This is a genomic window from Candidatus Neomarinimicrobiota bacterium (assembly GCA_016784545.1).
Lineage (GTDB): Bacteria > Fidelibacterota > UBA8477 > UBA8477 > JABMPR01 > JABMPR01.
Map to the genome: position 1 here is coordinate 14,193 of JADHUM010000037.1, position 26,873 is coordinate 41,065.

The 26,873-nt window shown below is 45.3% G+C and carries 15 protein-coding genes; 11 read left to right on the plus strand and 4 right to left on the minus strand.

What is annotated here, in order from left to right:
* Positions 1-203: 203 nt before the first annotated feature.
* Positions 204-665, plus strand: coding sequence for a prepilin-type N-terminal cleavage/methylation domain-containing protein (locus ISR87_09630; GenBank protein ID MBL7025706.1), 462 nt, complete (start codon positions 204-206; stop codon positions 663-665).
* Between the two features lie 123 nt (positions 666-788).
* Here ISR87_09630 and ISR87_09635 read toward each other — a convergent pair whose 3' ends face one another.
* Positions 789-6,098, minus strand: coding sequence for a T9SS type A sorting domain-containing protein (locus ISR87_09635; protein ID MBL7025707.1), 5,310 nt, complete (start codon positions 6,096-6,098; stop codon positions 789-791).
* 217 nt (positions 6,099-6,315) lie between these two features.
* Positions 6,316-7,020, minus strand: coding sequence for a hypothetical protein (locus tag ISR87_09640; protein MBL7025708.1), 705 nt, complete (start codon positions 7,018-7,020; stop codon positions 6,316-6,318).
* 150 nt (positions 7,021-7,170) lie between these two features.
* On the opposite strand from ISR87_09640, the gene ISR87_09645 reads away from it, so the two are divergent.
* On the plus strand, positions 7,171-7,944 hold the full coding sequence (locus tag ISR87_09645; protein MBL7025709.1) for an AMP nucleosidase: 774 nt from the start codon (positions 7,171-7,173) through the stop codon (positions 7,942-7,944).
* Between the two features lie 92 nt (positions 7,945-8,036).
* Here the strand turns inward: ISR87_09645 and ISR87_09650 are convergent, their stop codons facing one another.
* The gene (locus tag ISR87_09650) at positions 8,037-10,217 is read right to left on the minus strand and encodes a PBP1A family penicillin-binding protein (protein ID MBL7025710.1); all 2,181 of its coding nucleotides are present in this window, start codon (positions 10,215-10,217) and stop codon (positions 8,037-8,039) included.
* Positions 10,218-10,482: 265 nt separating this feature from the next.
* Here ISR87_09650 and ISR87_09655 point away from each other — a divergent pair, with 265 nt between their 5' ends.
* The 9 genes from ISR87_09655 (at position 10,483) to ISR87_09695 (ending at position 24,341) form a co-directional block, all read left to right on the plus strand.
* Positions 10,483-11,715: a GNAT family N-acetyltransferase gene (locus ISR87_09655; protein ID MBL7025711.1), complete on the plus strand. Its 1,233-nt coding sequence runs from the start codon at positions 10,483-10,485 to the stop codon at positions 11,713-11,715.
* A gap of 109 nt (positions 11,716-11,824) precedes the next feature.
* Entirely contained in the window at positions 11,825-13,060 is a 1,236-nt protein-coding gene (locus ISR87_09660) for a C40 family peptidase (GenBank protein MBL7025712.1), read from the plus strand.
* 13 nt (positions 13,061-13,073) lie between these two features.
* Positions 13,074-13,949, plus strand: a complete 876-nt coding sequence (locus ISR87_09665) for a 2-oxo acid dehydrogenase subunit E2 (protein ID MBL7025713.1) — start codon at positions 13,074-13,076, stop codon at positions 13,947-13,949.
* A gap of 25 nt (positions 13,950-13,974) precedes the next feature.
* Positions 13,975-14,817: an NAD(P)-dependent oxidoreductase gene (locus ISR87_09670; protein ID MBL7025714.1), complete on the plus strand. Its 843-nt coding sequence runs from the start codon at positions 13,975-13,977 to the stop codon at positions 14,815-14,817.
* 87 nt (positions 14,818-14,904) lie between these two features.
* Positions 14,905-16,029 (plus strand): sensor histidine kinase, encoded by a 1,125-nt coding sequence (locus ISR87_09675; protein MBL7025715.1) that lies wholly within the window; start codon positions 14,905-14,907, stop codon positions 16,027-16,029.
* A 239-nt stretch (positions 16,030-16,268) separates the two neighbouring features.
* A complete protein-coding gene (locus ISR87_09680; protein ID MBL7025716.1) occupies positions 16,269-17,186 on the plus strand; it encodes a DMT family transporter in 918 nt (305 codons plus the stop codon).
* A gap of 142 nt (positions 17,187-17,328) precedes the next feature.
* Positions 17,329-17,538 carry a zinc ribbon domain-containing protein gene (locus tag ISR87_09685; GenBank protein ID MBL7025717.1) on the plus strand — a complete coding sequence of 70 codons (210 nt, stop codon included), beginning with the start codon at positions 17,329-17,331 and terminating at the stop codon, positions 17,536-17,538.
* Between the two features lie 88 nt (positions 17,539-17,626).
* Complete coding sequence (locus ISR87_09690) at positions 17,627-18,052, plus strand: hypothetical protein (protein MBL7025718.1); 426 nt, start codon at positions 17,627-17,629, stop codon at positions 18,050-18,052.
* A gap of 79 nt (positions 18,053-18,131) precedes the next feature.
* Positions 18,132-24,341, plus strand: a complete 6,210-nt coding sequence (locus ISR87_09695; protein MBL7025719.1) for a UvrD-helicase domain-containing protein — start codon at positions 18,132-18,134, stop codon at positions 24,339-24,341.
* A gap of 224 nt (positions 24,342-24,565) precedes the next feature.
* Here ISR87_09695 and ISR87_09700 read toward each other — a convergent pair whose 3' ends face one another.
* Positions 24,566-26,374, minus strand: coding sequence for an ABC-F family ATP-binding cassette domain-containing protein (locus ISR87_09700; GenBank protein MBL7025720.1), 1,809 nt, complete (start codon positions 26,372-26,374; stop codon positions 24,566-24,568).
* Positions 26,375-26,873 lie beyond the last annotated feature (499 nt).

The following is a 26,873-nucleotide window of genomic DNA, read 5'->3' on the forward strand; positions in this document are numbered from 1 at the left end:
TTTTCTAAGTTCCACGACGATCATGATTACGGGATCATCATGAATTGACATCGAGGTATTGAAAAAACAATTACTTGCTATAGAGTACTTGCAATCCCGCTTCTGCGGGGAGGGAATTGCATTCTGACTTGTCTGCGCTTCCGGATCAATTTTTCTGCTTCAGCACAACGTTCAATTGATATGAATCTCATGATGGGGAAGTCGTGACGTGGGAAGTTATGGGATTAGCTAAACATTTAAATTCAAACAAGAATAATGGCTATAGCCTGGTTGAGGTTGTTTTGTCCGCCGTCCTGCTCTCTGTGGTTGCTGTGGGCTCATACCAGATTTACAATCACGTTCGCTGGGAAGCCGATGCCGGTAGGCGCGATCAGTTGGCCTGGACTAATATGGCTACCCGTATGGCTATTGCAGTTGATATGGATTATTTCACAATTCAAGATAGCATGCCTGAATATTCAGTCCCCATCACCCTGGATGGGATGCAGGGCTATCGCACCACAACAGTCAGAGGAGTGGATGACCCCTTTGATGGTGTTGCCCCCCTGGACACCTCCCTACCAGATTATCTCAAGGTTACAGTCATGTTCGCCTGGTTTGAGCCTGACAATATCAGAGACAGCTTAAGTGTCAGCATTTCTGAGGAGCGTGGTTGGGCTTATTAAGGAATAAACTTTCCTCCAGGTAAGTCTGATTGATCCCCTTTCAATCAAATAACAAAAAAAGGCGAGGAGTACATCCTCGCCTTTTTTGATATATACTCAGGGGAAGCCCCTGCAAAATGAGTCCTACTTGATGTAGGCCATTTTGATGGTATTGGAATAGCTGCCAGCTTGTAAGTGATAAATATAAATGCCCGTGGCTACTGGTTGCCCAGAGTTGTCCAGTCCATTCCAGATCACTTCATATCGTCCAGCATCCTGACTTCCATTCACCAGGGAGCGGACTTCCTGACCCAACATGTTATAAATCACGAGATGGGCATTCCCCTTCTCAGCCAGATCATAGCGAATGTTGGTAGTCGGGTTGAAGGGGTTGGGATAGTTCTGCTTTAAACTGAACTCGGTTGGAGCTGGCAGACCAATATCAATGATACTAACCAGACATTCCGCGACGATTTCCACACCGCCAGGACCGGAAATGATCAGACCCTCAACATCAAAATCCAGAGCGCCTGTTGCATTTTCATCAATGACTTGAACCGGGACATTCATGAGCAGACCAGAAGCCAGATCAATCATATTCCCAGCCAGATCAATACCCAGAACGCGCATGGTATTGCCATTCACAGATGAGAAAACACCTACGGATTCATTTCCCTCAGCCAGAACAGGTGTACCCAGTTCGACAATGCTGGGATCGAAAATCAGATCAGCCTGGAAACCAGCTACCATCTCAAAGCAATCCACCGTGACGGGAATATTCTGCCATTCACGAGTATTGGTCAATGTAAGGGGAGCGATTGTGGCTGTGATGTCCTCAATTATCGGCGCGTCTTTGGCAAGTCCACCTGTGTTGAGGACTGCCTCAATCAGGAGGACAACATCCAGGATATTGTGGGTACCATCACCATTTATATCCATGATTGCCAATTCATCAAATGTGGGAGCATCACCAGTTTCAGTCACGATTTCAATAAAGCGGGTGACATCCAGAATGTTCAGGAATCCATCCCCATCCATATCACCCATGAGAATGGTCGATTCGACAACGAAGGGAGTGATTTCCTGGGTAGTAAAATCACCACCAGGTCCAACCAGGATGTTGGTACCATGCATGACCTGATAGTACCCTGGAGCAAAGATTCCGTCTCCATATGTGTCCAGCATTTCGAACAGATAGGTTCCAGGATCCAGAGCAATGGCCCATTCGTAGAGTACGCCTGCATCAGCCAAATCACCGGGCGCGATACTGGCAACGATGTTGCTGCTGGAATTATAGATGTTCCATGAAGATTCGTAGGGATAACCATCGGTAAGGACCTGAACGATAACAGGTTTTGGTCCGACCCAGACGTCAGCAGAAACAGAGGCACCGTGATTGGGGACTTCATCAAAGCCAGAAATTTCGTAGACATAATGTCCATCTGGTAAGGCGAAATCCATAAAGCTCCACTCAAAAACATCCACAGTAGAAATCATGTTGCCATTCCGTTTGATCTCAAGACCTTCAAGGTCAAAGCATTGGGACCCATCCATATTAAACAGTGGATCTTGCCAGGTCATGGTAACCGTATGACCAGTATCCTCAATATTGAGGTTGGTGGGAGGACCAGGTGCCATATTGGCGCGTGCTTCAACCAGATTGGTAGGAGCAGATTCTTCACCATTGTCATAAGTGGCTGTGACCTGATAGAAGTAGGGCATATCCTCTTCAACGGCATCATTATAGATGGTCTCGGTCGTTGTACCAATGACACTGCCATCACGATAGACATTGTAATGAGTAAGATCTCGCAGATCTCGCAAGTCGTTCTGAGAGTCTGCATACTCAACAAAGACTGGAGCGAAAGGAGTAATCTCTTCTGCGGCAATGATGGCATCAGCTTCCATGCGTGACATTTCATTGTTGAGCACAAGCTTCTTCAGGGTTTCCCGAGTAGTCGCAGGTGTGAACTGTCTTTGTGTTTCTGATTCTGTTACAGTAAGATCATAATTACCTGCGTTGGTGCTGAAGCCGTCCACTACGATGAAGTAAACACCTTCGGGAAGAAAGGCTCCCAGGATTTCAGAGGGTCCAATCAAGGTTGGATTGTCTGGACAGTTAGGACCATCATCATCATAATAACCAGTTGATAAAATAACATCACAATCGCCATTGAAAATCTCGACCTTTGCATCATAATCGATGTTTGGTCCACAAAGGGTAATGTCAATCGCGCCATCTTGAGGCATGAAGAGCTGGTAGGCATAATCTTCGTTATCAGTTCCACTGACATCAAAGTCATCCACCATACCAACTGTGCTTCCATTGGTAACAAATGGGAGGGATGGGATCAACTCATCAGCACAAGGCATGAGGGGTGGTGCCGGGTTCCCAGGTACTCTCCAGGTTAATTCGATGTGATCATCAAAGTAGCCATCAGCACGAAGTTCACTTGGGGGAACTTCACCAACCAGAACCTGAACACGTTCAGAAACATCAGATTCCATACCACCCGTATCGAATGAGGATACCACATACTGATAAGCCCCATCGATCAGGTTTTCTGTGTAAGTCGTGTCTGTGACCGTAGCAGCATACTCACCATCACGGTAGACATAATAGCCTGCGAGGTCATAGTCAGTATTGGCATGCCACTCCAAAAAGATATCATTTTCAACCACAGTACCCATCAGCCCGGTAGGCATCATGGGTTCATGATTCATTGGGACACCTTCAACCTGTGAAGAAGCTGCTTCACCATCATCGTAAATTGCTGTGACTCGATAATAGTATGTGACGCCGTTTGCCAGTGGAAAATCCGTGTAAGCCATTGGCAGCGTATCAATAACTGCTACTTGATTCCCGGCTTCAATGAGAACGGGTGATGCTTCACTGCGATAGATACCAAAATTGGTCAATTCACGTAATTCACGTAGATAGTAACGATTTGGGCTGGAGCTCAGCATGCCTGATGTGATTTCAATTCCAGCGGTATGCAGTTTATCGAGCTCATACCTCAGATCGTTTTTCGCAACAACGACTGATTGTCGACGAGCGACTTGCTCAAAGATATCAAGTGTATAATTTCCAGTAGCTCCACCAAAACCATCTACAACGACCAGGTAGGTACCGGGATCTAGATAAACATCAACAAGTTCAGATTGGAGATTGCCAGCATCGTCATTGTAGTAGCCAGTGCTCGTGATACAATCGTCAAAGAAAACTTCCAGTTTGGAGTCATAGTCTGTGCCATTTTGAAGCGTGATGGTATAGGTGGAGGGGACCATCACATTCAATTGATAAGCCACATCTTCTCCATCGCTAAAAGTCACGTCAAAATCATCGACCATACCCAGATTTGTACCTGTTGCATTGAAGGGGAGTGAAGGGATGGGGAAATCGGCACATTCCACCAGGGGTGGAGCTTCGGTGCCTGGTGCCAACCATGATAATTCGATGGTTCCATCAAGACCAGAGACGGCTTCCACAAACATGGGGGGAAGATGAGAGACGACATCAAAGAAATAGAGTTCATCTGGAGCACCTTCAGGAGAAAAGCCTTCATTACCTTCGGCGTCAAAAGCCTGGATGTAATATCCAACAGTGCTACCAATGGGTTGTCCAGGGATATCACCGGTGTACATACCATCACCCAATTCGCTCATAGATGCTGTTGAAAAAGCACCACCATTGACATTGTAAAAAATGATGGCAAAATCCATTTCAACATTATCAGCGATATAGGCTTCGACTGCATACGGACCTTCCGTGTCTAGGGTGAAGGTGAATTGGGTTACACCAGAGACAACGGGTGGTCTAATGTCAGTATAAGGTGTTGCGAAGAAATCAAGATATTCTGAAAGCAGTTCTGTCTTGGTTGATATACTATCAGTCAATCCACCAAATTCAAAAGAAGTACCAATTGAAGTCATGGTTGGAGTAAGGTTCCCAATTCCACAACCCTCACCATCGGCAGGGTTCACATGAATTATCTGAGCATCTGGAGTGAGCGGTGCAAGATGGTCCATAAAGCTGTTCTCACCAGCATATGGATAGTCCATTCCTGCCAGGAGATTCGCACCCATGACTGAGCTTAAATCGGCTCCTCCATCTGCGATACCATCAACACCAAAGTAGGGATGAAGGACGGTTTGTTGGTCGAATGCCCAGGTGTCGCCACCTTCCATATAAAGTGGATACCCTGCATCGGCAAAAGCCATGAGGGCCATCACTTCCTCAGAGCTATCCTGGAGGACATAATTGTTCGCGTATATACCAAGAGTTATAAAGATAGCTGAATATTCTGCATCCAGCGGATCACCAAAAATGAACAAATCAGGAGTTTCAATAGCAGTTAAGCCCAGCTCACCAAAGGCGGTGACGAAGGCTGGTCCACTAATGGAGCTGGCAGGATTCCATACCATGTATTCTGGAAACCCGTCGAATACCATGGCAGAGGCATTCACCACAATCTCGGTGACATTGTCTGCATCTGAAATAATGGTATACGTTCCGTTTACGGCACCTTCAGCAGAAGGAGTCAGAGTTACATCAAAAACCACAAATGAATCTGCCAGGACAGTTACAGGAGTTACCAGTGTTGTGGAGAAATCTACTCCATCAATGGTTATGGCTGTTACATCAAAGGGGTCCAGACCGATGTTTCCAATGGTGACATCTGCAGTCACTGCTCCATCATCGAGCTGGAGAACGCCAAAGTTTATATTCCGCGTATCAACGGTCATGTAGGAGCCTTCAATTTCCTGGGGGATGTATGTCGCAGAAATGGCAAAATTTCCCACGAGTTCAGGATCACCACCTACGGCATCATTGATCATTTCCCAACCGTTGGCGGAGTATGCCCAGTTACGATCTAAATAATTTGGTTGCAAGTCACTGGCAATCCCGAGGAAGCCAGAAGCATTTTCCCAGACCACAACATAGTAGTCGCCAGCATCCAGAACCAGATTGTCCAGGACAATATCAAATTGTGAGGTTGGATCATCAATAGTGGTGAGATCCATGGGTTCAGATTCCCAAAGCGCGGTGCCATCATATGGGCCAATGGGGAGAGTTGGAGGACCGGTAACTGCAGAGGCAGGATCAGTATAGATGCTGACAACTGCGGCAAAAGCATCTCCACCCTGGGTATAAAGCTGCAAGCCAGTGAGGAAGATGGGGGTTTCTGCTGTGAAACGTACACTGAAGCCACAGCCTCCACCACAGCCGATTTGACCTTCGAAGGAGCCATCATGATATACAGCTTCTTCATCGCGGAGCGATGAATTGTGGATTGTCTCAGCGTTCCAGTTTACAGCCAATGTTCCATCGGCCGCTGTCTTCAGACACAGATCACAAGCAGCTGATGGTGCAACCTTCCGGTCTGCAAAGGCACCAGTTGCCAGTAGCATGACGAGGACAAGAACCCATCCGTTAGAGAACAATCGTTTCATGGTATACTCCTTAGTATTCATTTAATCGTGGACCTCAATTAGTCTTTTCACAGTACAAAATTTTTATAGCAAAAAATAAGAGCTTTTGAAAACGCTCGAATTTCTATGGTTAAACATCAAATATAGAGCTAGCTCAGAACCAATTCAAGGCTATTGCCTGAAGCATTCTGGATGACATGAAAATGAGATATATTAGTGATATAGATATATAAGGGTCTCAAATTTTAATTAACTGACCAAACCATACTCGCATGGAAATCCCTGAGAGCGGGGCGTACTTGGGATTGAACCCCAGATCAGAAACTGGAGTTCGACCTGAGAAATCATGGAAATATCCAAACTCCAGACCCCAGGTCTTTCTAAAATTCATTCCATAAAGTAAACCAAAGAGATGAACCTTGTCCCCCCAGAAACCTGAAGGGATATAATTATAGCGAAGCCCAATGTAGCCGTAATTAAATGCATCAACTTCAGTTTGCTTGAAAACTTTTCCATCTCGCCGCACGGTTTTGGTTCGATCTTTTCTGGACACATTGTAGTAGGTTGCTCCAAAAGAACTTTGCTCTGCATAGGTCGCGGCAAAATTAACTGTATGCAATCTGCTGCCCTCATCTCGGAGCAAAAAGGTTGCATCCACACCGCTTCCGTGAACAGGGAGCATACCAATGCGAATACCAGCATCCATCTTTTGTCCCATGCCCTTCCTGAAGACAAATTGTGGAATCATATTTTCAGCTGAAAGAACCACACCCTTGTACGTTTCTTCAGGCTTCAGGGGCTCTGGAGAAATAACAGCATGGGAAGTGCAGGACACTACCAAGAGGTACAGGAGAGTAGATAGAAAGTAATATTTTGGATTTTTGGGCATGTCCTCGAATTTCCCCGCAGGTGCCATTGATGACAAGACTTTTGTTCTCCACATATAGGCTCTTTCCAAAACCAAATTGCCCTTATTCGGGGTCACAGACTGCGATTGAAATAATGATCCATGGATGGAATCTATGAATGCTGGAAGCAACGACAATTTGAGCAAACTGTTTTGGACAAGAGCGAAGCAGGTTAGATTAACGGCATGGATACAAAACAAGCAATTGTAAAAGACTGGATCTTCCGTTATACCGGGGTGGAGCCAGAAGCCTTCGGGGATAGAATATTACTTACCAATTTTAAAAATTATGTGGACAAGTTTGCACACCGCTTTGAGGTGCCTATTTTTGGCGAAGATCGCAGTATGACTGTGGCTACCAATCAGGATGGCTTAAGTATCATAAATTTTGGAATGGGCTCGGCAAATGCAGCGACCATTATGGATTTGCTTTCAGCAATCGATCCCTATGGTGTTCTCTTTCTGGGAAAATGTGGCGGTCTAAAACAATCCACCGATCTGGGCCATTTTATTCTCCCCATCGCTGCCATCCGAGGCGAAGGAACCAGTAACGATTATCTCCGACCCGAAGTCCCGGCAATGCCTAGCTTTAAGATCCACAAATACATCTCACAGATATTGGTTGAGAAGGACCTTGATTATCGCACAGGAGTCGTGTACACGACCAACCGCCGAGTGTGGGAACATGACGAGGAATTTAAAGAATATCTCCGCGAAACACGGTGTATCGGTATTGACATGGAAACGGCTACCATTTTTATCACAGGTTTAGCCAATAACATCCCCCGTGGAGCCCTGTTGCTGGTCAGCGATCTCCCCATGGTTCCTGATGGCATCAAGACTGAAGCTCTGGACCAAAGTGTCACCAAGAAATATGTAGATATGCACCTGGATATTGGCATCGAGGCCATGACCCATATTGCTGAGCAGGGTGAATCAATCAAACACTTCTCGTTTTAGAAAACATCCTCAGATAATTCATTTTTCTTCAGGCGAGGATTCGAATCCTCGCCTGGAGAAAAACAGGACAATTCCCAACGGTAACTGATTATTTAAAAGTCGATAACTTTTGGTTTGGAACGATTCCCATGAACATCGCAATGCTGGGTGGGGACAGTTCCAGGTAAGAATACCTCGCGCTCAGGAGTGCAATACTGGGTCGCCAACTTATGTGTTTCAGAGCAGACATTGGCAAATACAACAGACTCTTCAGGAACCTCAAATTCCTGACGATCCCAATCCAGACTATCATAAACAGCTTTCATATATTGCGCCCAGATGGGAACTCCCAGTGCGGATCCAGCCATTCCGGGACCCAGACTAATTGAGGGAGAATCCATACCAACCCAGACCGCCGTGGATAAGCGAGTGGTAAATCCGACATACCAGGCATCTGTAAACCCAGTTGTTGTCCCAGTTTTTCCACCAGCAGGTTCATGGAATCCAAATCTGGTTCTTGCACCTACCCCGGTTCCCCGATTGGCCACAGTTTCCAGAAGCGACAGCATTACATAAGATGTTCCACGTCCTAAAACCTCCTTGCGTTCAGGTTTATAGGTTCGCAGGACACCGCCAAAGCGATCCTGGACTGATAGAATTCCCAGGGGCTCGATCCAGATTCCCATCCGAGGATATACAGCATAGGCTGCTGCCATCTCAATTGGGTAAACTCCTGAGGCCCCTAGAGCCAGGGCATCGCCAGGATACAATCTGGTGGTAATACCCATGGCCCGAGCTTTTTCCACTACAGCTGCTGGTGCAATAAGCTCCTGGATCGTGCGGACTGCAATCAAGTTGAGTGAGCGTCGAATCCCTTCTCTCATGGTGGTTTCGCCGCCCATGCTTAAATCATAATTCTTTGGGCGCCAATCCGTGGAATCATTTGTCCCCAGCTTGATGACAACAGGCTGGTTTAAGAGGGTGGTTGTGACAGGGTAGCCGTTGTCAATGGCTGCTGTATACAGGAAGGCCTTAAAGGATGAACCAGGTTGACGCTTCATCTGGGTCGACCGATTCCATTTTGATTTGCTGAAATCTTTTCCACCAACCATGGCTCGTATCTCACCCGTCTCCACATCAAGAGAAATCAATTGGGCTTGAACAGTCAATAAATCCTCAATCTGATGCGTCATTTCAACAGAATCAGAAATCATCAAGCGAACCGTATCAACCGTCAGGTCAATATTGTGTATTTCCAGAATATTTGCCAAGGCTTTTGATTTTTCATCCATCATACGAGCGTCAAAAATTGCCTGAACCCGCTCCAGCTCACGGGCTACAACCTCATTGGCGATAGTCTGCATGCGAGTATCCAGACTGGTATAAATGGTCAGACCATCTCGATAAAGATCGACCCCGAGTTCATCATCTTCTTTTTCAAGCTGACGACGCACATATTCACCAAAATGAGGAGCTACATTGGCAACATCCACGCTATCCGGGAGATAGGTTTCAATGGGGAGCGATTTATAATAATTTCTCTCCACCGCATTGATGGCTTTTTCACGAAACATATTATTGATGACCACATTTCGAATGTGTTTGGATCGATCTGGATGGGTAATTGGTGAATAGTAGGCCGGCGAGCGGAGCATCCCCACGAGGATGGCCCCTTCATCCAGGGTCAGATTCTCCACCCGTTTGTTAAAATATTTGGAGGAGGCTGCCTGTAGACCATAGGTTCCATGTCCAAAATACACCGTATTCAGGTACATGGTCAAAATCTCTTCTTTGGTAAAGGTATGCTCGATTTGAATGGCAGTGATCAGTTCTCGAAGTTTGCGCAGATAGGTTTGCTTAAAGCCAATGCGTGCATATAAACTGCGGGCCAATTGCTGGGTCAGTGAGGAGGCTCCACCATGAATTTTTCCTGTAAAAACATTCAGGGAAATGTTGTAAACCGTCCTGAAAAAGTTCATTCCCCAATGGCCATAGAATTGTTGATCCTCTGTCACAATGAGTGCTTTTTTCACGTGGGGTGGGATTTCATTCGATTTCACCAGTGTGCGTTGCGTGGTAAACAGTTCCTGAATAACCTGGTCATCAGCTGATACAATACGAGTGATTAAATCTGGATCATAACGCTCCAGCTCATCCAGAGAGGGGAGGTCTTTTGATAAAAAAAACAGCCAGGTAAAAATGCCCACAACAACAGCCAAGGACACGATTGAGGCAATATAGAACCTCTGCTTAAATTTCTGTCGACTACCCCTGGCTTGGAACTGTTTCATCATATCTTACAATTATAAACCTATATGCCTGTCATGTTCACACGTTTTTGACTCAAATAAGTAATATTTCAATCGCTTCAGGTTTCAGGTAGATAAAGTCAACCTGGTCCTGTCCGGTACTGAGAGGTATGGCTTTTGAGTGCGATTTATCCCCAAAAACGGCATATTGCACACCCCCGCTTTACTACTATATTTTTGCATACCGTCAGACAGACTGATTATGCAGATGAACAGCAACGAATCTTTAAATTTATAGGGAATTCCCTCGATGTATACATTTAGAAAATATGATCATAACAAAGACATTGAAGCAGCCAAAAGAATCTGGCGTGAAGTACAATGGATTGAAGACATCTCTGAAGAAAAATTACTTGAAGCCTTTCTGGGTAAGGGAAGAGCTCTGGTTGCTGACCTGAATGGGAGCGCTGAATGTCTGGTTACAGCCAATCCTGGCAAAATGAGATTCTTGAAAAAAGACTTACCCCTATCAGTAGTCTCGTCAGTTACAACAAGCAGAATTGCACGCAAACAAGGTCTGGCAAAAAAGTTGACTGCCCAACTCATTGCTGAGGAGGCTGAAGCAGGCGCAGCCGTCTCAACCCTGGGAATTTTTGAACAAGGGTTTTACGATCAACTGGGATACGGTAGTGGCAGTTATGTACACTGGATGAGTTTTGATCCAGCTGACATTACTATAGAAAAAAGTTTTCGTCCTCCTCAGCGTCTAAAAGGGGAGGATTGGAAGCAAATTCATCACGCACTTCAAAACCGGAAAACCCAGCATGGGGGGGTCACGATAACCCAGGAAAATCTAATTGAAGCCGAATTGGCATGGATAAAAAAGGGTTTTGGCCTGGGTTATTCAGATGGCACAAAGGGGGAATTGACTCACTTCTTCTGGGCTAGCAGTAAGGGTGAGCACGGTCCTATGGATATTCATATGATGGCATTTCAGACCATGGACCAATTTATCGAATTGATGGCATTGATTAAGTCCCTGGGGGATCAAATTCGACTGGTCAAAATGAGAGAACCTGGAGGGATACAGCTTCAGGATTTGATTAAAAATCCTTTCCGATCAAGAATTGTCACCGAGAAATCAGGCTTTGAGCACATCAATCGAGCCACTGCTTACTGGCAGACAAGAATCTGCAATCTGGAAACATGCATTGAAGCCACACAATTAAATTCCAGATCCCTGCGCTTTAATCTTGATCTCAGTGACCCGCTTGAAGAGCTCATAGACTCGGAAATGACTTGGCGAGGATGTGCCGGTGAGTATACAGTCGAACTTGGACCCACATCTCACCTTAGCAAGGGATTAGATAAATCGCTCCCGACGCTGGTCACCGATATTGGCACATTCACTCGCATGTGGCTGGGCGTCAGGCCGGCTACGGGTTTAGCAGCCACTGGCAGGCTAAGTAGTCCAGAATCGCTGCTGAACGATTTGGATGAAGTGCTCTGTCTTCCTAATCCCCATCCGGATTGGGATTATTAAGTCGCAAGACTCCAATGAAAAAATTATGTACAGAACGCATAGTTGCGTGCATCTCTTTAGCAACTATATTTTGGGCATAATTCTGACTTGAGAACAAATGGGAGCGTTCATGGGACGTAAATATTTACCTCTGAGTATGGTCATCTTTGCTATCCTGCTAAATGCCTGTAGTTCGCAAAAAGTGGGTGTCTATGATGACTTGAATAAGAGTAAAATGGATAAGTCATTTGACAAATATATGGGTACTCCCTACAAATGGGGAGGCACCGAGCCAGGTCGTGGTGTGGATTGCTCAGGGTTAACATCAGGTGTTTACCGTGATCAGGGGATTATCATTCCAAGAACTTCCAGCATGCAATACACAGTAGGTGATGAAGTCTCCAGGGATGAACTTCAATATGGAGATTTAATATTTTTTGATACGCTGGGAAAGGGTGTCAGTCATGTCGGGGTCTATACCAAGAGCGACAAGATGATTCACGCCAGCACCAGTGCTGGGGTCACAGAAGTTCCTCTGGATACGGACTACTGGATGAGACGTTACATTGGTGCCAGACGATTGACGGGCTCCGATTATCGTTCTGGTGAGGTTGCAGGAGAATTCCATTTGCTTCCCAAGGCATATCCCATCCGGATTCGCCGACTCATAGATATCCCTACTGCTGATGTGATAGAAAATCGATTTATCGGCTTGGATATCCAGAATGATGCCCAGGGTAACCTCAGAGTTGCCAGTGCAGTAAGCCTGTGGAATCGCTGGGAGTTTGGGGCAGAAATTCAGGTCAATCAGTTTCTCGGACACAACATGGATAACTTTGGATTTGAGCTGCCCTTTGTGAGCACCAAATTTCGATTCTGGGAGCAAAAAGGGAAGCTACTTCCCTCTCTGGCAATTGGTGCTGAAAGCAATAGCAGGAATTGGACAGTGACGACTGATACCAACTCTGTTGAAATAGTTGAAAACCGCTGGAGTCCACCCCGCAATGCCTATATGGTCGCCTCATATAAATATGAGCGCTTCAAAAAATTGCATCTGGGTCGAGGGCGAGTGAGTGGGGGTATCGCCACGACGGACCTTTTCGCTTATCATGATAAGTCGGCCACCTATGATGGAAATGATGACACTTATTTCTTTTTTGGAGTTGAGCAGCAAATCACCCGACGACTCCTGACTACTATAGAATTTGACCACGTCTTTTTAAAAGACATAGGGATCACCTGGAATATGGGGTTCCAGTTTGCTCTGAATAATTCATCCAGCATTGCCTATACATGGCGGAATGTTGGCGCTCGGGAGCGTTCGTTGGAGCGTGCCATGCAGTTCAGTTACATACTTGAATATTAGAGGGAGAATAGCTATGCCTTTTCGCTGGAGACCTGATGGAAAATTTGTGAAGAACCTGCCCAACACGCGGAGGATAATGCCATTTCTCATGCATGGCAGAACTGAATCGACAGTTTACTATGAACAGCACATTGAAGTGGAAAAAGCCTGGAAGTATGTGGAGGATTTTCAAAAAGAAACGGGACTAAAGGCCAGTATCTTACATCTCATTATCTGGAGGTCCGCTCAGGTTTTTAAGGAGCGACCTGGTTTGAATCGATTTGTAGCTGGTCGGCGCATTTTTCAGCGTGACGGGATTTGGGTCAGCTTCTCTATGAAAAAAGAGATGAATGATGAAGCGCCCATCGTTGTCGTCAAAAAGAAAATTAATCCTGACTGGTCCTTTGAAGAAACAGTTCGAAATATTCAGGGTGGCATCAAAAAGGGTCGTGAAGGTGCAAGATCAGTTTCGGATAAGGAGATGGATCTGGTATTCATGTTTCCAATGTTCATGGTTAGTTTTTTTACCTGGTTGCTGAAAACACTCAATCATTTTGGGTTACTACCGGGATTTATGATTAAAGGCGATGAATTGTATGCTAGTCTGTTCATCGCCAATCTGGGAAGTATTGGTCTTCAGCCAGCCTATCATCACCTGTATGAGTGGGGTGACATCCCCATCTTTATGGCTCTGGGGACAAACGAGCCTCGCATGGCCCTCGATGATCGTGGTCGTCCCGCCGTGAAAGACATGATGACCATCAAATACAGTTTCGATGAACGAATTAATGATGGTTTCTATAGTATCAAGGCCTTGGAATTATTGAAAAATCTGGTTGAAAATCCTGAGATGGAACTGGAACAACCCACCGTGGAAAAAATCCCAGGCGAGGATACGCTGGGGATTTAGCCAATAGCGAAAAGGGCGAATTAACATGAACATTGGATTTTTGCATCCAGGTGCTATGGGTATCTCACTGGCCGCTTCAGCTCAGGCGACAGGGCATCAGGCATTTTGGGTTTCTGCAGGGCGCAGCGATGAAACAACGGCTCGAGCTGCTGAACACAATCTGAATGAATCGAAATCATTAAAGGACCTTTGTGAAACAACTGATGTTATTGTCTCAGTTTGCCCCCCTCACGCTGCCCAGAATGTTGCCAGTCAAGTACTTGAATATTCATTTAGAGGTATCTACGCTGATGTAAATGCCATCTCTCCAGAAAAGGCTAAATCCATTCATCACTTGATGAGTTCAAGAGATATTGATTTTGTTGATGGGGGGATCATCGGCGGTCCAGCCTGGGAGCCTGAAAGCACCTGGCTTCATTTGGCCGGGGCCAAAGCTGCTGAAGTGGCAGCCTGTTTTCAAGGAGGACCCCTGGAGACGAATGTTATGGGGACTGAGGTAGGGAAGGCTTCGGCCATCAAAATGTGCTTTGCTGGATATACCAAAGGAACCACTGCTCTATTGTGCTCAATTATGGCGACGGCAGATGAACTGGGCATTCGATCAGAATTAGAAAAACAATGGTCCAGGAATGGATCAGATTTTGCCCAGCGCACTATCAATCGAATCACTGGGGTGACATTAAAAGCGTGGAGGTTTTCAGGTGAGATGGAAGAAATTGCAGCCACCCTCCAGCGTGCAGGGCAACCATCTGGATTTCACCTCTCAGCGAGGGATATCTACGACAGGATTGCACAATATAAGGATGAAAAAGTGACTCCCTCGATTGAAGAGGTCCTTGAAAGCTTAAAAAACGCTAAATCAATTTGATGATGGTCATTTTTTTCATGTTAATTTAAAACATGCCAATGTGCATATTATGAGATACAGTTAAAACCTTCGGGGAGGATGCATCAAATGGATAGTTATTTTGCACCCGCGGAAAAAGCGACTGAAGAACAACTGCACCAACAGCATTCCATAATATCAGAAAGCCTCTTCATTGAGGGATTGATGGAAACGGTTGGCGGGTTGCTGGCCGTTCTAAATGAGCAACGTCAGATTATTTCTATCAATGATTCCTTTCTGAAAATGTTGGGTGTGAAGGATCCAATAGTAGCTCTGGGTTTACGTCCGGGTAACGCTCTGGATTGTATTCATGCCAGTGGTGCCCCTGCAGGATGTGGGACGACTAAATATTGTTCGACCTGTGGCGCAGCTAAGGCTATTGTGAGTAGTTTGGAGAGCAACGAGCCTACTGAGGAGATTTGTGCCTTAAAAGCAAATAATCACGGGAGCGATGTTGATCTTGTTCTGAAGGTTCGGTCCCACCCAGCAGTTATTCAAAACACTCGATATATCATGCTTTTTCTGAGAGATATTACTCTCGAACAGCAAAGAGCTGCGCTTGAAAGAACCTTTTTCCACGATATCAACAACATGCTATCTGGTCTGGTTGGAGCCAGTGAAATTTTAGCTCGTGATGAGAACAAATCCCCCATGGTTGATATTGTCCGTCGTTCTTCCCTGCGATTGCAGAAGGCCGTTGAAATTCAGAGATTTTTGCTGGAGAGTGGTGCAGATTACAATAATCTAGTGCAACAAAATACTTCGCTTGGTCAGATTCGGGAAGACATGATGACCCTTTTCCTTCAACATCCGGCTAGCAAAAATAAGCACCTCGTTTATGCTGAAGATTTTGAAGATTTTATTATCACAACGGATGTATCGCTTATGGAGAGAGTAATTGCGAATATGATTACTAATGCACTGGAAGCATCAGACGAAGGTGATTCCGTACATGTTTCACATGCGCTTGAGACCAATAGAGTGAGCATCAATGTTCATAATAATCAAGTCATTCCTGAGGATGTCCGCCTGAGAGTATTTCAGCGAAATTTCAGCACCAAAGGTCAGTCAGGCAGAGGGCTGGGCACCTTCTCCATGAAACTGTTTGGAGAAAATATATTGGGAGGGGATGTTCACTTCACCTCAAAGCCAAAGGCAGGAACAACCTTTACTTTTTCACTCCCCATCATGTAACTTTCTGTCAAAATGCTTTGATTCCCTGACTTGTTACAAGAGGCTCGCAAAGTCGTTTTAAATTGTAATTATGGAACTCGCGCTTGCTTGTCTCAGTATTTCAACAACTATTTGTTGGGAGTGATTTTTGACCCTTTGGTGGCTTATGGGATTGGAGTTTTGTTAGCCACATCTGTAGATTTAAAAATATTTGCGTAACGCCTCAGTTTCTGGGAGTTAAAGAGTAAACCAATTAGAACATGAACGGAACAGCACTTGAGATGAATGCTAAACAGCAACCACATATTTTTGCCATTCTCCAGGCACTCCTCGTTACTTTTTTATGGTCGACTTCGTTTATCATTATCAAATGGGGACTGGCAGACATACCTCCCATCACCTACGCTGGTTTGAGATATTTCCTGGCCTTCCTGTGCTTTTTACCCTTTATCTTTAAAAAACAATATACCGATGAAATCAGGGGTCTTTCTTCAAAGCAGTGGAGCAAGTTAATCCTGCTTGGATTTGTATTTTACACCCTGACGCAAGGCACGCAGTTTTTAGGTTTGTCCCTGCTCCCTGCTGTGAGTGTAAGCTTGATGTTAAATTTTACTCCAATTGTCGTGGCAATTATGGGCATCCTGTTTATCAATGAAATTCCCAGTCGCCTGCAATGGCTGGGTACTGGTATATTTATAATTGGAATCATTTTTTACTTTTTCCCCATCTCTTTTGAAGGGAATCAAGGGTTGGGTTTGCTGGTGATGACATTTGGGGTCCTGGCTAATTCGGGAGCAGGTATTCTGGGACGCGATATTAACAGACAGAAGGATATCAGTCCTGTAGTCATCACATTTATCAGTATGGGCGTTGGCTCAATCATATTATTGTTCTCCGGTTTTCTGTACTCAGGAATCCCCATAATTGACTTCCGGAATTGGCTCTATCTCATCTGGTTGGCAGTGGTGAATACGGCATTTGCATTTACGCTCTGGAATCACACACTCCGCTCCATATCTGCCATGGAATCCAGTATCATTAATGGAACCATGCTGATTCAAATTGCCTTTCTTGCCTGGTTTTTTCTGGGTGAAAGGATTTCTACTCAGGAGGGAATCGGAATGGCCATTGCCGCTCTGGGAGCAATACTGGTTCAATTCAAGCCTTCTAAGGCCTGAAAATATGTGCCTCGCCTGATGAAGCATGAGTATTGTAGATTGGAGTTCAATTAACTACATTCATCCACTTCTGACAATTTTGAGGTGGTAGTTTTTTTGGATTGTTAGATTCCTCAAAAGGAAGAATAATAGGGATGACTTCATGCAGCATAGTAACTGGCAATGTCCAAAATGTAAAAACAATGAATATGAAACAGGGCAGTTCGCAGCGACTGGTGGCGGACTTTCCAAAATATTTGATGTCCAGAATAAAAAATTTACAACAGTTACCTGCGTGAATTGCAAGTATACTGAGATATATAAATCTGAGACAAGTTCTCTCGGAAACATACTGGACCTGTTTACCAGCTAGTCCAACAGTTTTAAGTTTTATTGTGTTAATTCTTTGTTAAAACTTAAAGCCGAGCATGTGCATAAATTTAACTGCTTGAGAGGAAAGCATGACCATAATTGACATATCTGCAGCAGTCGTCACAATTATTTTATTTATAATTCTTGCTTACAAAATATACAATAATACAAAATTGATGCGGGGAACCAAGGAAAAGTCTAGTAGCGATAAAGCCGAAGACTTTATGCAGGGTTTTATGGATCAACCTTTGCTATGGGCGAAGTTGGCCAAAGGAATAGAGGCGAGCAGTCCTGATGAAGAAGTGCGTATGACTCTAATGGTGACTGCAGCCTTCCAGGGCTTTGAATCCCAGTGTGATGAAGCTGATGCAGGTGATCTTGAAGAAGGAGAGATATTAGCATTGGAGGAGGCTGTCCACAGAATATGCGCCATGCCGGGTGTGGCAAAATATCTGGAGGATTTGAAACCAGACTTCTCACAAAGGCTCCTTGCGATTATTGATCAAACACCCTGACCGCTATACTTTATCAAACCACAGCTTACAATACGTATTTGTGTTTAATGCAGATGCATCTATCCAAAATTAAAACAGTATGAGTATTGATTTAAGTAAAGTATTTGATCTCGATAAAAACGTTTTTATTGAAGCTTGTGCTGGAGCCGGAAAAACATGGCTGCTCTCTAAACGTTATTCAGCCATTATGAATGAATTTGCGAAGTCGCAAGACGATTCAGTTCACTCCCCAAAAGATGCCTCAAATATCCTGGTGATAACTTTTACTCGTAAGGCAGCGGCCGAAATGGCTGGCCGGATATATGAGGACTTGAATAAACTGCTTAATGATGAGCCTCTGGAAAATGTCGATGCGGGATTTGGTTCCTATTTGCGATCAGCTTCACAAAAGACCAAAATGCATTTTCGCTCCACATTTTCGAAGAATGCCATTTCAACAATAGATTCGTTTTGTGCACAAATCCTGCGTGAACAAGCAGAGCGACTGGAAATTGATCCAGAATTTAGGATCCAGGATGAAGCCGACACTCAGCGGATGGAGCTTGAGACCTGGGAAAAATATCTGGGGGAGCGGAGTCGCAGCAATGACCCGGATTTGCAAATTCTACTTGAACACCTCTCAGTATGGCACATCAGTGAATATATCAAGCAATTCCAATCGCATGCTCAGCTGTTGACAAATTGGTTGAAACACCAGAGCAGCACGCCAGCTGATCAACTCCAATCCGAATTTATAAAGAGAAACCCACTCCCTGATGTGCTGGATGAGATTGAAGCTGCCTTGATTCAATTGGTTGATAGACTTCCCCCTGAAGAGGAGATACTGGATACCACCAATCCACAGTACCTTTCATTGCGGGATCTTTTGAGTTTTTTAAAAAGTCCAATTGAAGATGATTATCGCTACGGGTTGGAGTTGTTTGAATTCACCCGCCGTATTGCCCTAACTCAGAATAGAAGTAATTATTTAAAAAATCCTTCAGTATTGTCGTCTGTCTGGCCTGAGGATTTTCGGGATGAATTAAGATCTCGATTGAGAGCATTCAAAGACAAAGCTGAGCTTCTGGTTCCATATGATACCTTGATGCAGGATATACCCAGCAGGTGGGATGTTAATGCCTGCCTGGTTAATCATCATCTGGCAAAATTCTTTATGGGATATCTTGAGGAACTCAATCAGCGCCTGCGCCGTGAGGGAATTCTCAGCTTTAATGAAGTTATGCTAAGAACTCGCGAGGTGCTGGAAAACAAAGAAGTCGCTGCCATTTATGGACAGCGTTACCAGCATATTCTTTTTGATGAGTTTCAGGATACCAACGATGTCCGCTGGGATATTGTAAGGCTCATTGCTGAAGCCGGTCAGGGAATACTCCGTAATCATGGGTTGTTTATAGTAGGTGACACCAAGCAGTCTATCTACAGATTTACCCAGGCTGATGTACAGGTGATGAACCGAGTTCGTAATATTTTCGCTGGCGGTGGCGGATGGTGCCTCACAGCGGATGAAACCTATCGCTCCTCTCAAAGTTATGTTTCCTCAGTCGTGAATCCGCTTATCAGTTCAGCCTTTCCAGGAGAAAAAGACCGCGGAAAAACTGAATTATATGAAACGGTGTTTCGTAAGACTAGTGCAGCGAAAAGCATATTAAAAGCTAATCATAAGGCCGATATATCACGCTGTTCAATCCATGTGGTACTGGATGATGAGGCCTCGAGAGGGTACCCGGTTGATATAATCAAGACAGCAGATATGACCCATGAGTGGCTCAACTGGATTGCAGATCATGGACTGGAACCAAAACGGGGACCCTCCATTGGAATTCTGCTCAGAGCCTTTACGCCCATCCTGGAATACATCAGAATATTTACTTCGAGGGGGATAGCTTTTGAGGTGCTCTCGAGTAAGGGATTATTCAAACAACAAGAGAGCTATGACATTTACCATTTGATCAGTGTGCTGGTCAACCCCCTGGATGACCTGGCCTTGATAGGTGTTTTACGCAGCCCCTTTTTTGTGATGAAGGATGCCGATATCCAGCGCTTGAAGGATGTTACAGGAGCATCCAGCGGATCGGGTTGGGTCTGGCAAGGACTGCAGCAATTGAATCCTGAGATATGTGATTCGCTCAGAGCCTGGCAACAGGCCAGTGCCCGCGAACCCCTTGATCGGCTTATGGATAGAATCATATCTGAGGATGAGAGAAGACTGAGCTGGATATCTGAAACCGGGGGACTCCTGAGGTTAGCAAATCTGGATCGAATCATCGATACGATTCACCAGCTTTCTCTGGATGGTCTGGGTATGCGTGAAATTCATGAATACATGAAGTATCAGATTCAACATGGGGACGCCAGTCAAGCTGAGTTGCCAGGTGCGGCCAGAGTTCAAATTCTCACCATTCACAAAGCCAAGGGTCTGGAATTTCCAGTTGTCATTTTACCGGGAATGGAGTCCCCGAATCCCAGCAATACCAGCGGAATCTTTATTGGCCGGGATGGAATTAACTGGCAGGTCGGAATAACTCTGGACTCCCAACACGCCAGTCACAAAACCAGAATGTATGAGCGCATAAAGGCGCAAACAAAGGCCGAGGAGGAAGCTGAAGACAAGCGATTATTCTATGTCGCGGTGACCCGTGCAAAGTATGGCATAGGTTTCGTCGCAAAAATTAAACCTGAAACCAAAGCTTTCTCCAATTCACGCTGGAGCCGGTATCTTCAACCTGTATTTGATGTGGATATAGATAAGGAACTGGCTCTAAACGATCCTCACGCTTTAAAAAAGGAATGGCAACAAAGATCAGATGAAGCGCTTGTCTATGATCTCACATTGGGGTCAGAGATTCTCCACGCTGAAGCAGCTAAACCACTGTCAACAGGTCAAGCGATCACCTCGATTGACCCCATCATGCAGCCCCGGATTTACTCCGAAATTTCTCCCCATACCATAATGACATGGATGGATCAGAGTCATTACGCCGGGTCGGATGAACGGCAGGTCGGAGATGATTTAGGACTGGAGACCTCGGCCCTTACATTTGGCCGCCTCCTCCACAGAGCCATGGAAATGGAATGGTATCAGCCCGAGAATCATGAACTGGAAATCAAACTGTTTCTGGAGGACGAAGGGGTTATTGATCCAGATACGCAAGGACCCTTCCTCACTGACCTTAATGAATGTCTCAACACATACCGTGAAAGTGCTCTCTCACGAGAGCTGGCATCGATTCCTGGTGTTAACCGATTACCAGAATTGCCAGTCTTTGGATATCTGCAAAGCAAAACTCATGTGTTTAAGGTATCGGGTATTGTCGATTTGCTGTATCAAAACGGAGATGAGTGGGTTGTGCTTGACTATAAGACTGATAAAGTTTTACCCACGCTGGAGAAGTTAAAGCAACATGCCTATTGGTATCAAATTCAGACCTATCTTTGGATGATTAAAAACTTGTATGGAATTGAAGCTCGGGGAGAACTTTACTTCAACCGTTTTGACAAGCTTATTCCCATAGAGTTTGAGGAAGATTTATATTTTTCAGGTCTGGCTACCCGGGAGCAGGGCCAGGGCTTGCAGCCAGTCATGCCAGGGGCCCAAGATTTGAACCCCCATTTAATAGACGTTTTGAATCGACAGGATGATTTATCAGAAATCCTCATCATAGAGCCAACAAAAAACAGTGGCGAAGTATTGGGCCAGTCTCTGGCAAAAGCAGGCTTAAACCATCCCCGACTCCAAATAATGACCCTGGGTGATGTTCGGAAAATGACAGAACCAGCCGGTCGCCGACTCACACCATACCTGACCCGCCTGGGCATTGCTCAACTCTCTGGTAAACGAATGCAATGGGGTGTCATCAATCGCATGGCAGAAGCCTTCTATAAGGCTACGGGGGGCGAAGCGGTAGTTGAGGGGAAGCAGTCACTCTTCTCAGAATTTTTAGAGTGGTGCAAAAAACACTCGATACAGATACCTGGGCAAAAATCAGAGATAAGCAATCTTCCTTCCCCCCGTAAGATTATTGTCAATTCAATTCACTCCACCTCTCCATCAGATTACGACTTCTTAAGAAACCTGTCTAATGATCATGACCTCATCTTTTTTGATCCACTCCAGGGCGGGCAGCCCGTGGCAGGTTTTGATATGTCAATTGATAGGTGGATGTCCCAGGAAGAGATGCCCTCTCAGGAGAAACTGCACAGCTTCACCTCCTGCTTTTCCATTTATGAAGAGGCAGTCCTGGTGGGCGCTCAAATCAGAGAATTGATCACCAATCACATCGCCCCCTCAGATATTCGTATTGCTGTCTCCTCCATGGAACGCTATGTCCCGGCTATCAAGCGGGTCTTTGATTTACAGGGAATTTCAGTGCGCTTAAGCAAGCGTGAGCCGGTCATGGAGCGACCGGTTACTCAACTGGCCTTCACCCTCATACAGGGTCGACTCCGACAACAGATATCCTGGGATCTGGCCATGTCTGTCTGGCTCCATCCTTTAGTGCTGCCCAGTGGGGCAGAGGGGTATGCCAGATTAAAACTTGATATTGAAATGCGCAAACTAGGTGTCACTCAGGTCAGTGAGAAATTACCTGAGATGGTGTCACATCCCAAACTTCAGGAAACCGCGAAATCACTGCTTCAATTTCTATCTGACACCTGGCAAACCGGACAACCCCTGGGTTTGGTGGATGCAGCGGATTGGCTACTTAACGTACTCAAGGATTTTCAATTTGCTCATCGATTGGATCCAGGCACAGTCGCCTCAAAAGCATATACATCATTAAAGAATGCCGTTCTGGGGCTACGCAATGATTGGGACAGATATTTAAGTAGAAAGGGGAGCCTGGGTGACTTGAATCGAGAATTGCGGGAGCGGTTGAGGGGCGTTGAAGTGGCTTCCTCCTCCCAGGGTTTTGGTATCGATGTCATTTCGCTTCTGGATACGCTGAATTTGAAATCAGGCCATTTATTTGTTATGGGACTGACTGAGGGTCAGTTTCCATTGTCAGTGAATATCAATCCCTATCTTAAACCTGCCGCCCTGAACCCGTGGTTTCTAAACCTTTATCTCTTCAAACAGTGGCTGAACTTTCCCCCCGATCATCTCCACATTACTGTTCCTGGTTATAACTCTGATGGAGCAGCTCTCCAGGAAAGTACGTTTTGTCAATATTTAGAAAAGGTGGATTACCCGGAACTCAAGGTTTTAACCCGCGATCAGCAATATACGCAACTTGCTAGGAAGCTTATTCCAGCAGCATCATCTCCCCGAAGCATTCGACACAATCAGCTACAGCAGGCCCCGGGAAAAGAAGAGTGGCAGGGGAAACTGTATGATCATGAAGTAAGGGAATTTAATCATATCTCAGCTTCTGCTTTTGATGAACTGGTGAAATGTCCTCAGCGATACTGGTATAGTCGTAAACTTCGCCTGGAGACGGCTGAGACCAATATTGCAGAGCGTGAAGAAATTGAAGTGGGCAATCTGGTTCACCAGGTGTTGGAGCGCTTTGGGCTTGATGGTGGCTTTTTACTGGCCGCCGAAAATTTCTCTGCCGCCCTTGAAAAACTTCAAGAGATTGCAACCACGCTTCTTGCTGAAAAAGAAATCGATCTGGAGGCAGATTTACTCCATAACAAATGGGGTGAACTATACTTCAAAAACTTTCACGATGTGGAACAAAATCTGATTTCCGCCCTCTTGAAAATTGAACTGGATTTGCTCCCTGCCTTCCGTGATACAGGACTGCATGAGCAAGCCTTTGGAGATATGGAGGATGCCCTCTCCTGGCCAGCTTATGAAATCAAAGGTGAAGCAATTAAACTTTCACTCCGTGGAAAAATTGATCGCATCCTGGTTTCCGAAGCACATGTATGGGCCACGGACTATAAAACAGGTAAAGTTGATATTAAGGAAAGCAAAGAACTCTGGACCAGTCAGATGTTGTTTTACTATCTGGTTCTCAAAGCACAGTATCCTGACAAGGATGTGGTCTTGACCTACGAGCAGATCAAGGGCTTCAGGGACAATGCAATTGGATTGAAGGGATACATCGGGGATGTAAATACTGATCATCCCGTGATGACTAACGTATCGCCAAAATCCAGGGACAGGCTGGCCATTGGTGGTGAAGCTGACTGGACAGTCGACCTCATCATCTCTGAAACTCTTGGCTATGCGCAGTCATTGGCGGACAATCATTTCCCACTGACCACACGGGATGAGAAACATGCCTGTAGCTATTGTCCTTTTGATCGAATCTGCCGGAAAACTGCTCTGCCTCGCTCATAATTAATTTTGGATACGTCACCACGAGCGGAGTCCAGGGGCGTCTATCTACTGATCAGCCAATACGTGTTAAATTTCAGTGGATGTAGTATATTTATCAAAGTTAAAGCGTTAAGTGGTTGGTATTTGGTGACCAAGTCCCTCGATGAAGTCTATGCTGAGTTTGGTCGAAGTGCTCGGGATGACGAACTGACTATCACTCACAAACATACAAACTCATAAACTCACTAACTCTCTATCTCGGTGATCTCGTCGCTCACTTTTTCCCAGACTTCCAGAAGGGTATCAATCTCATGGTTAAGCTTTTCAATATTCTGTGAGAGCTCTGAGAGTTTACCCGGATCAGAGGCATTCTCAGGGTTATGAAGTTCAGCTTCCAATTTTGCAATCGCTTGTTCACACTTACCAATATCTCTTTCAGTTTTATTAAAACGTTTGCGTAGAGTTTTAAGTTGCTGGCGTTGGAGTTTGTTGTTGCTGGGTCTGCGAGCCTCAACAGGTTCATTCACTATGTGGATTGACTTTTGATAAGTTGTCAACTGATAGGTATCGGCAAAGATCTTCACGGTTCCATCACCAGCCAAATAGATAATCTCATCACATACCCGATCTATTAAATAGCGATCATGAGTAATCAGCAAGAGGGCACCAGTAAATTCCAACAGGCTTTCTTCCAAAACCTCCAGCGTGGGGATATCCAGATCATTGGTTGGTTCGTCCAGAATGAGGATTTCAGATGTCTCCAACATAATCTTGGCCAGTAAGACCCTGGCTCTTTCTCCCCCGGACAATTGGGAAATGGGAAGTTCCAACTGCTCTTTCTGGAATAGAAATTTCTGGGCCCAGGCGCTGACATGCATGGGGTTGCCATGGAATATGACCATTTCCCCATCAGGGGCCAGAGCCTGTTTCAGCGATAAGGTCTCATCAGGGAGATGGCGGGCCTGATCCAGTGTAACCAGATTAATACCCTGTGTCCGTTCAACCTCTCCCGTGTCGGCCTTCAACTCGCCTCTCAGCACATCTATGAGACTACTCTTGCCACTGCCATTGACTCCCATAATGCCGATTTTCATGCGGGGAGAGAGAAAGAGATCAAAATCCTTAAACAGGAGCTGTCCCCCTCTGGTTTTGCTGATCCCCCTGGCGTGGAGCAGTTTTTTCGAGCGTCTGTCCCCGCTTTCAAATTTTAGTCCCGCTTCTGTCTGAAGGTTATTGCGACCCTTTAATTCAGCGAGATCATCGATCATGTCGTAGGCTTTGTCAATCCGATATTGAGCTTTGGTGGTCCGCGCTTTGGGTCCGTGACGCAGCCAGTCAATTTCCCGCCGAACCTTGTTGGAGAGGGCTGCTTCTTCCATGAGTTGGTCATTTAAATATTTTTCCTGATCCTGGAGGAAGCGAGAATAGTTGCCCTCGACTTTGAGATAGCCCTGTTTGTACCGTCGGTCCAGATCCATGATACGGTTACAGGTATTTTCCAAAATGAAGCGATCATGGCTAATCATGATGAATGTGAACCGGGCATTTTGAAGAAAGGATTCCAGCCAGAGAATCCCCTGGAGATCCAGATGGTTTGTCGGTTCGTCCAGCAGCACCAAATCATTATCCTGGGCCAGGATGCACGCCAGAGCAACCCGTTTTTTCCATCCCCCGGATAAGCTGCCGGCGAGTTTATCAAGGTCTGAAAACTGCATTTGAATCTGAATGTCCTTGAGCTGTTTCTGAATTTCCCAATGGGCGAGATGTTCAGGGAAATGCTGGGAGATGATGTCGCGGATAGACAGTTGCTCATCCAGGATGTCGGTCTGGGGCAAGTAGGATACTCGCAGGCCCGAGCTGCTGGAAATATCTCCCTGGTCTATTTGCTCCAGATTTGCCAGTATTTTTAACAGGGTGGATTTGCCGGCTCCATTGGGACCGATCAAACCAATGCGTTCACCAGAGTGGATATTAAGAGATAGATCTTTAAACAGGAGTGTCTTGCTATAGGACTTATTAATGCGCTGAGTTGATATGAGTGTGATTGGGGGCAAATGATTTACTTTCGTAACAATAAGGAACATGTGAATTAAATAATAACCTTGATCAATATAATTATTACGCTGAGCTATACTATGTGTGTGATGGGATAATAATTATCCCTGAGAGGCTAACAATAACATGGCGAAATCTCATACCTGCATTAGAATATTAGGGTGTGTTTTGGATATAGTTAAAATGTTTTTGTAGGGATGAAAATGCTTGGCGGGTGATTGAGATCAAATCAAGGCGAAATGTTATATTTGTGACGTTTTTAGTGCTTGTATGACTAGGCCTCACCCCATATTATGTTTAAATCAAATGAAATGAAATGAATTAGCACCTAAGGTGCTGATATTGTTTTATTTATTGCATGAGAGGTGGACCCCAAAAACTGGACAGTGGCTTAGGTGTAGACTCCGGATTAATATAAGTCCAGAAGGAGGACACCATGACAAAGCGAAAAAGACGTAATCACAGTTCTAGTTTCAAGGCAAAAGTTGCTATAGCGGC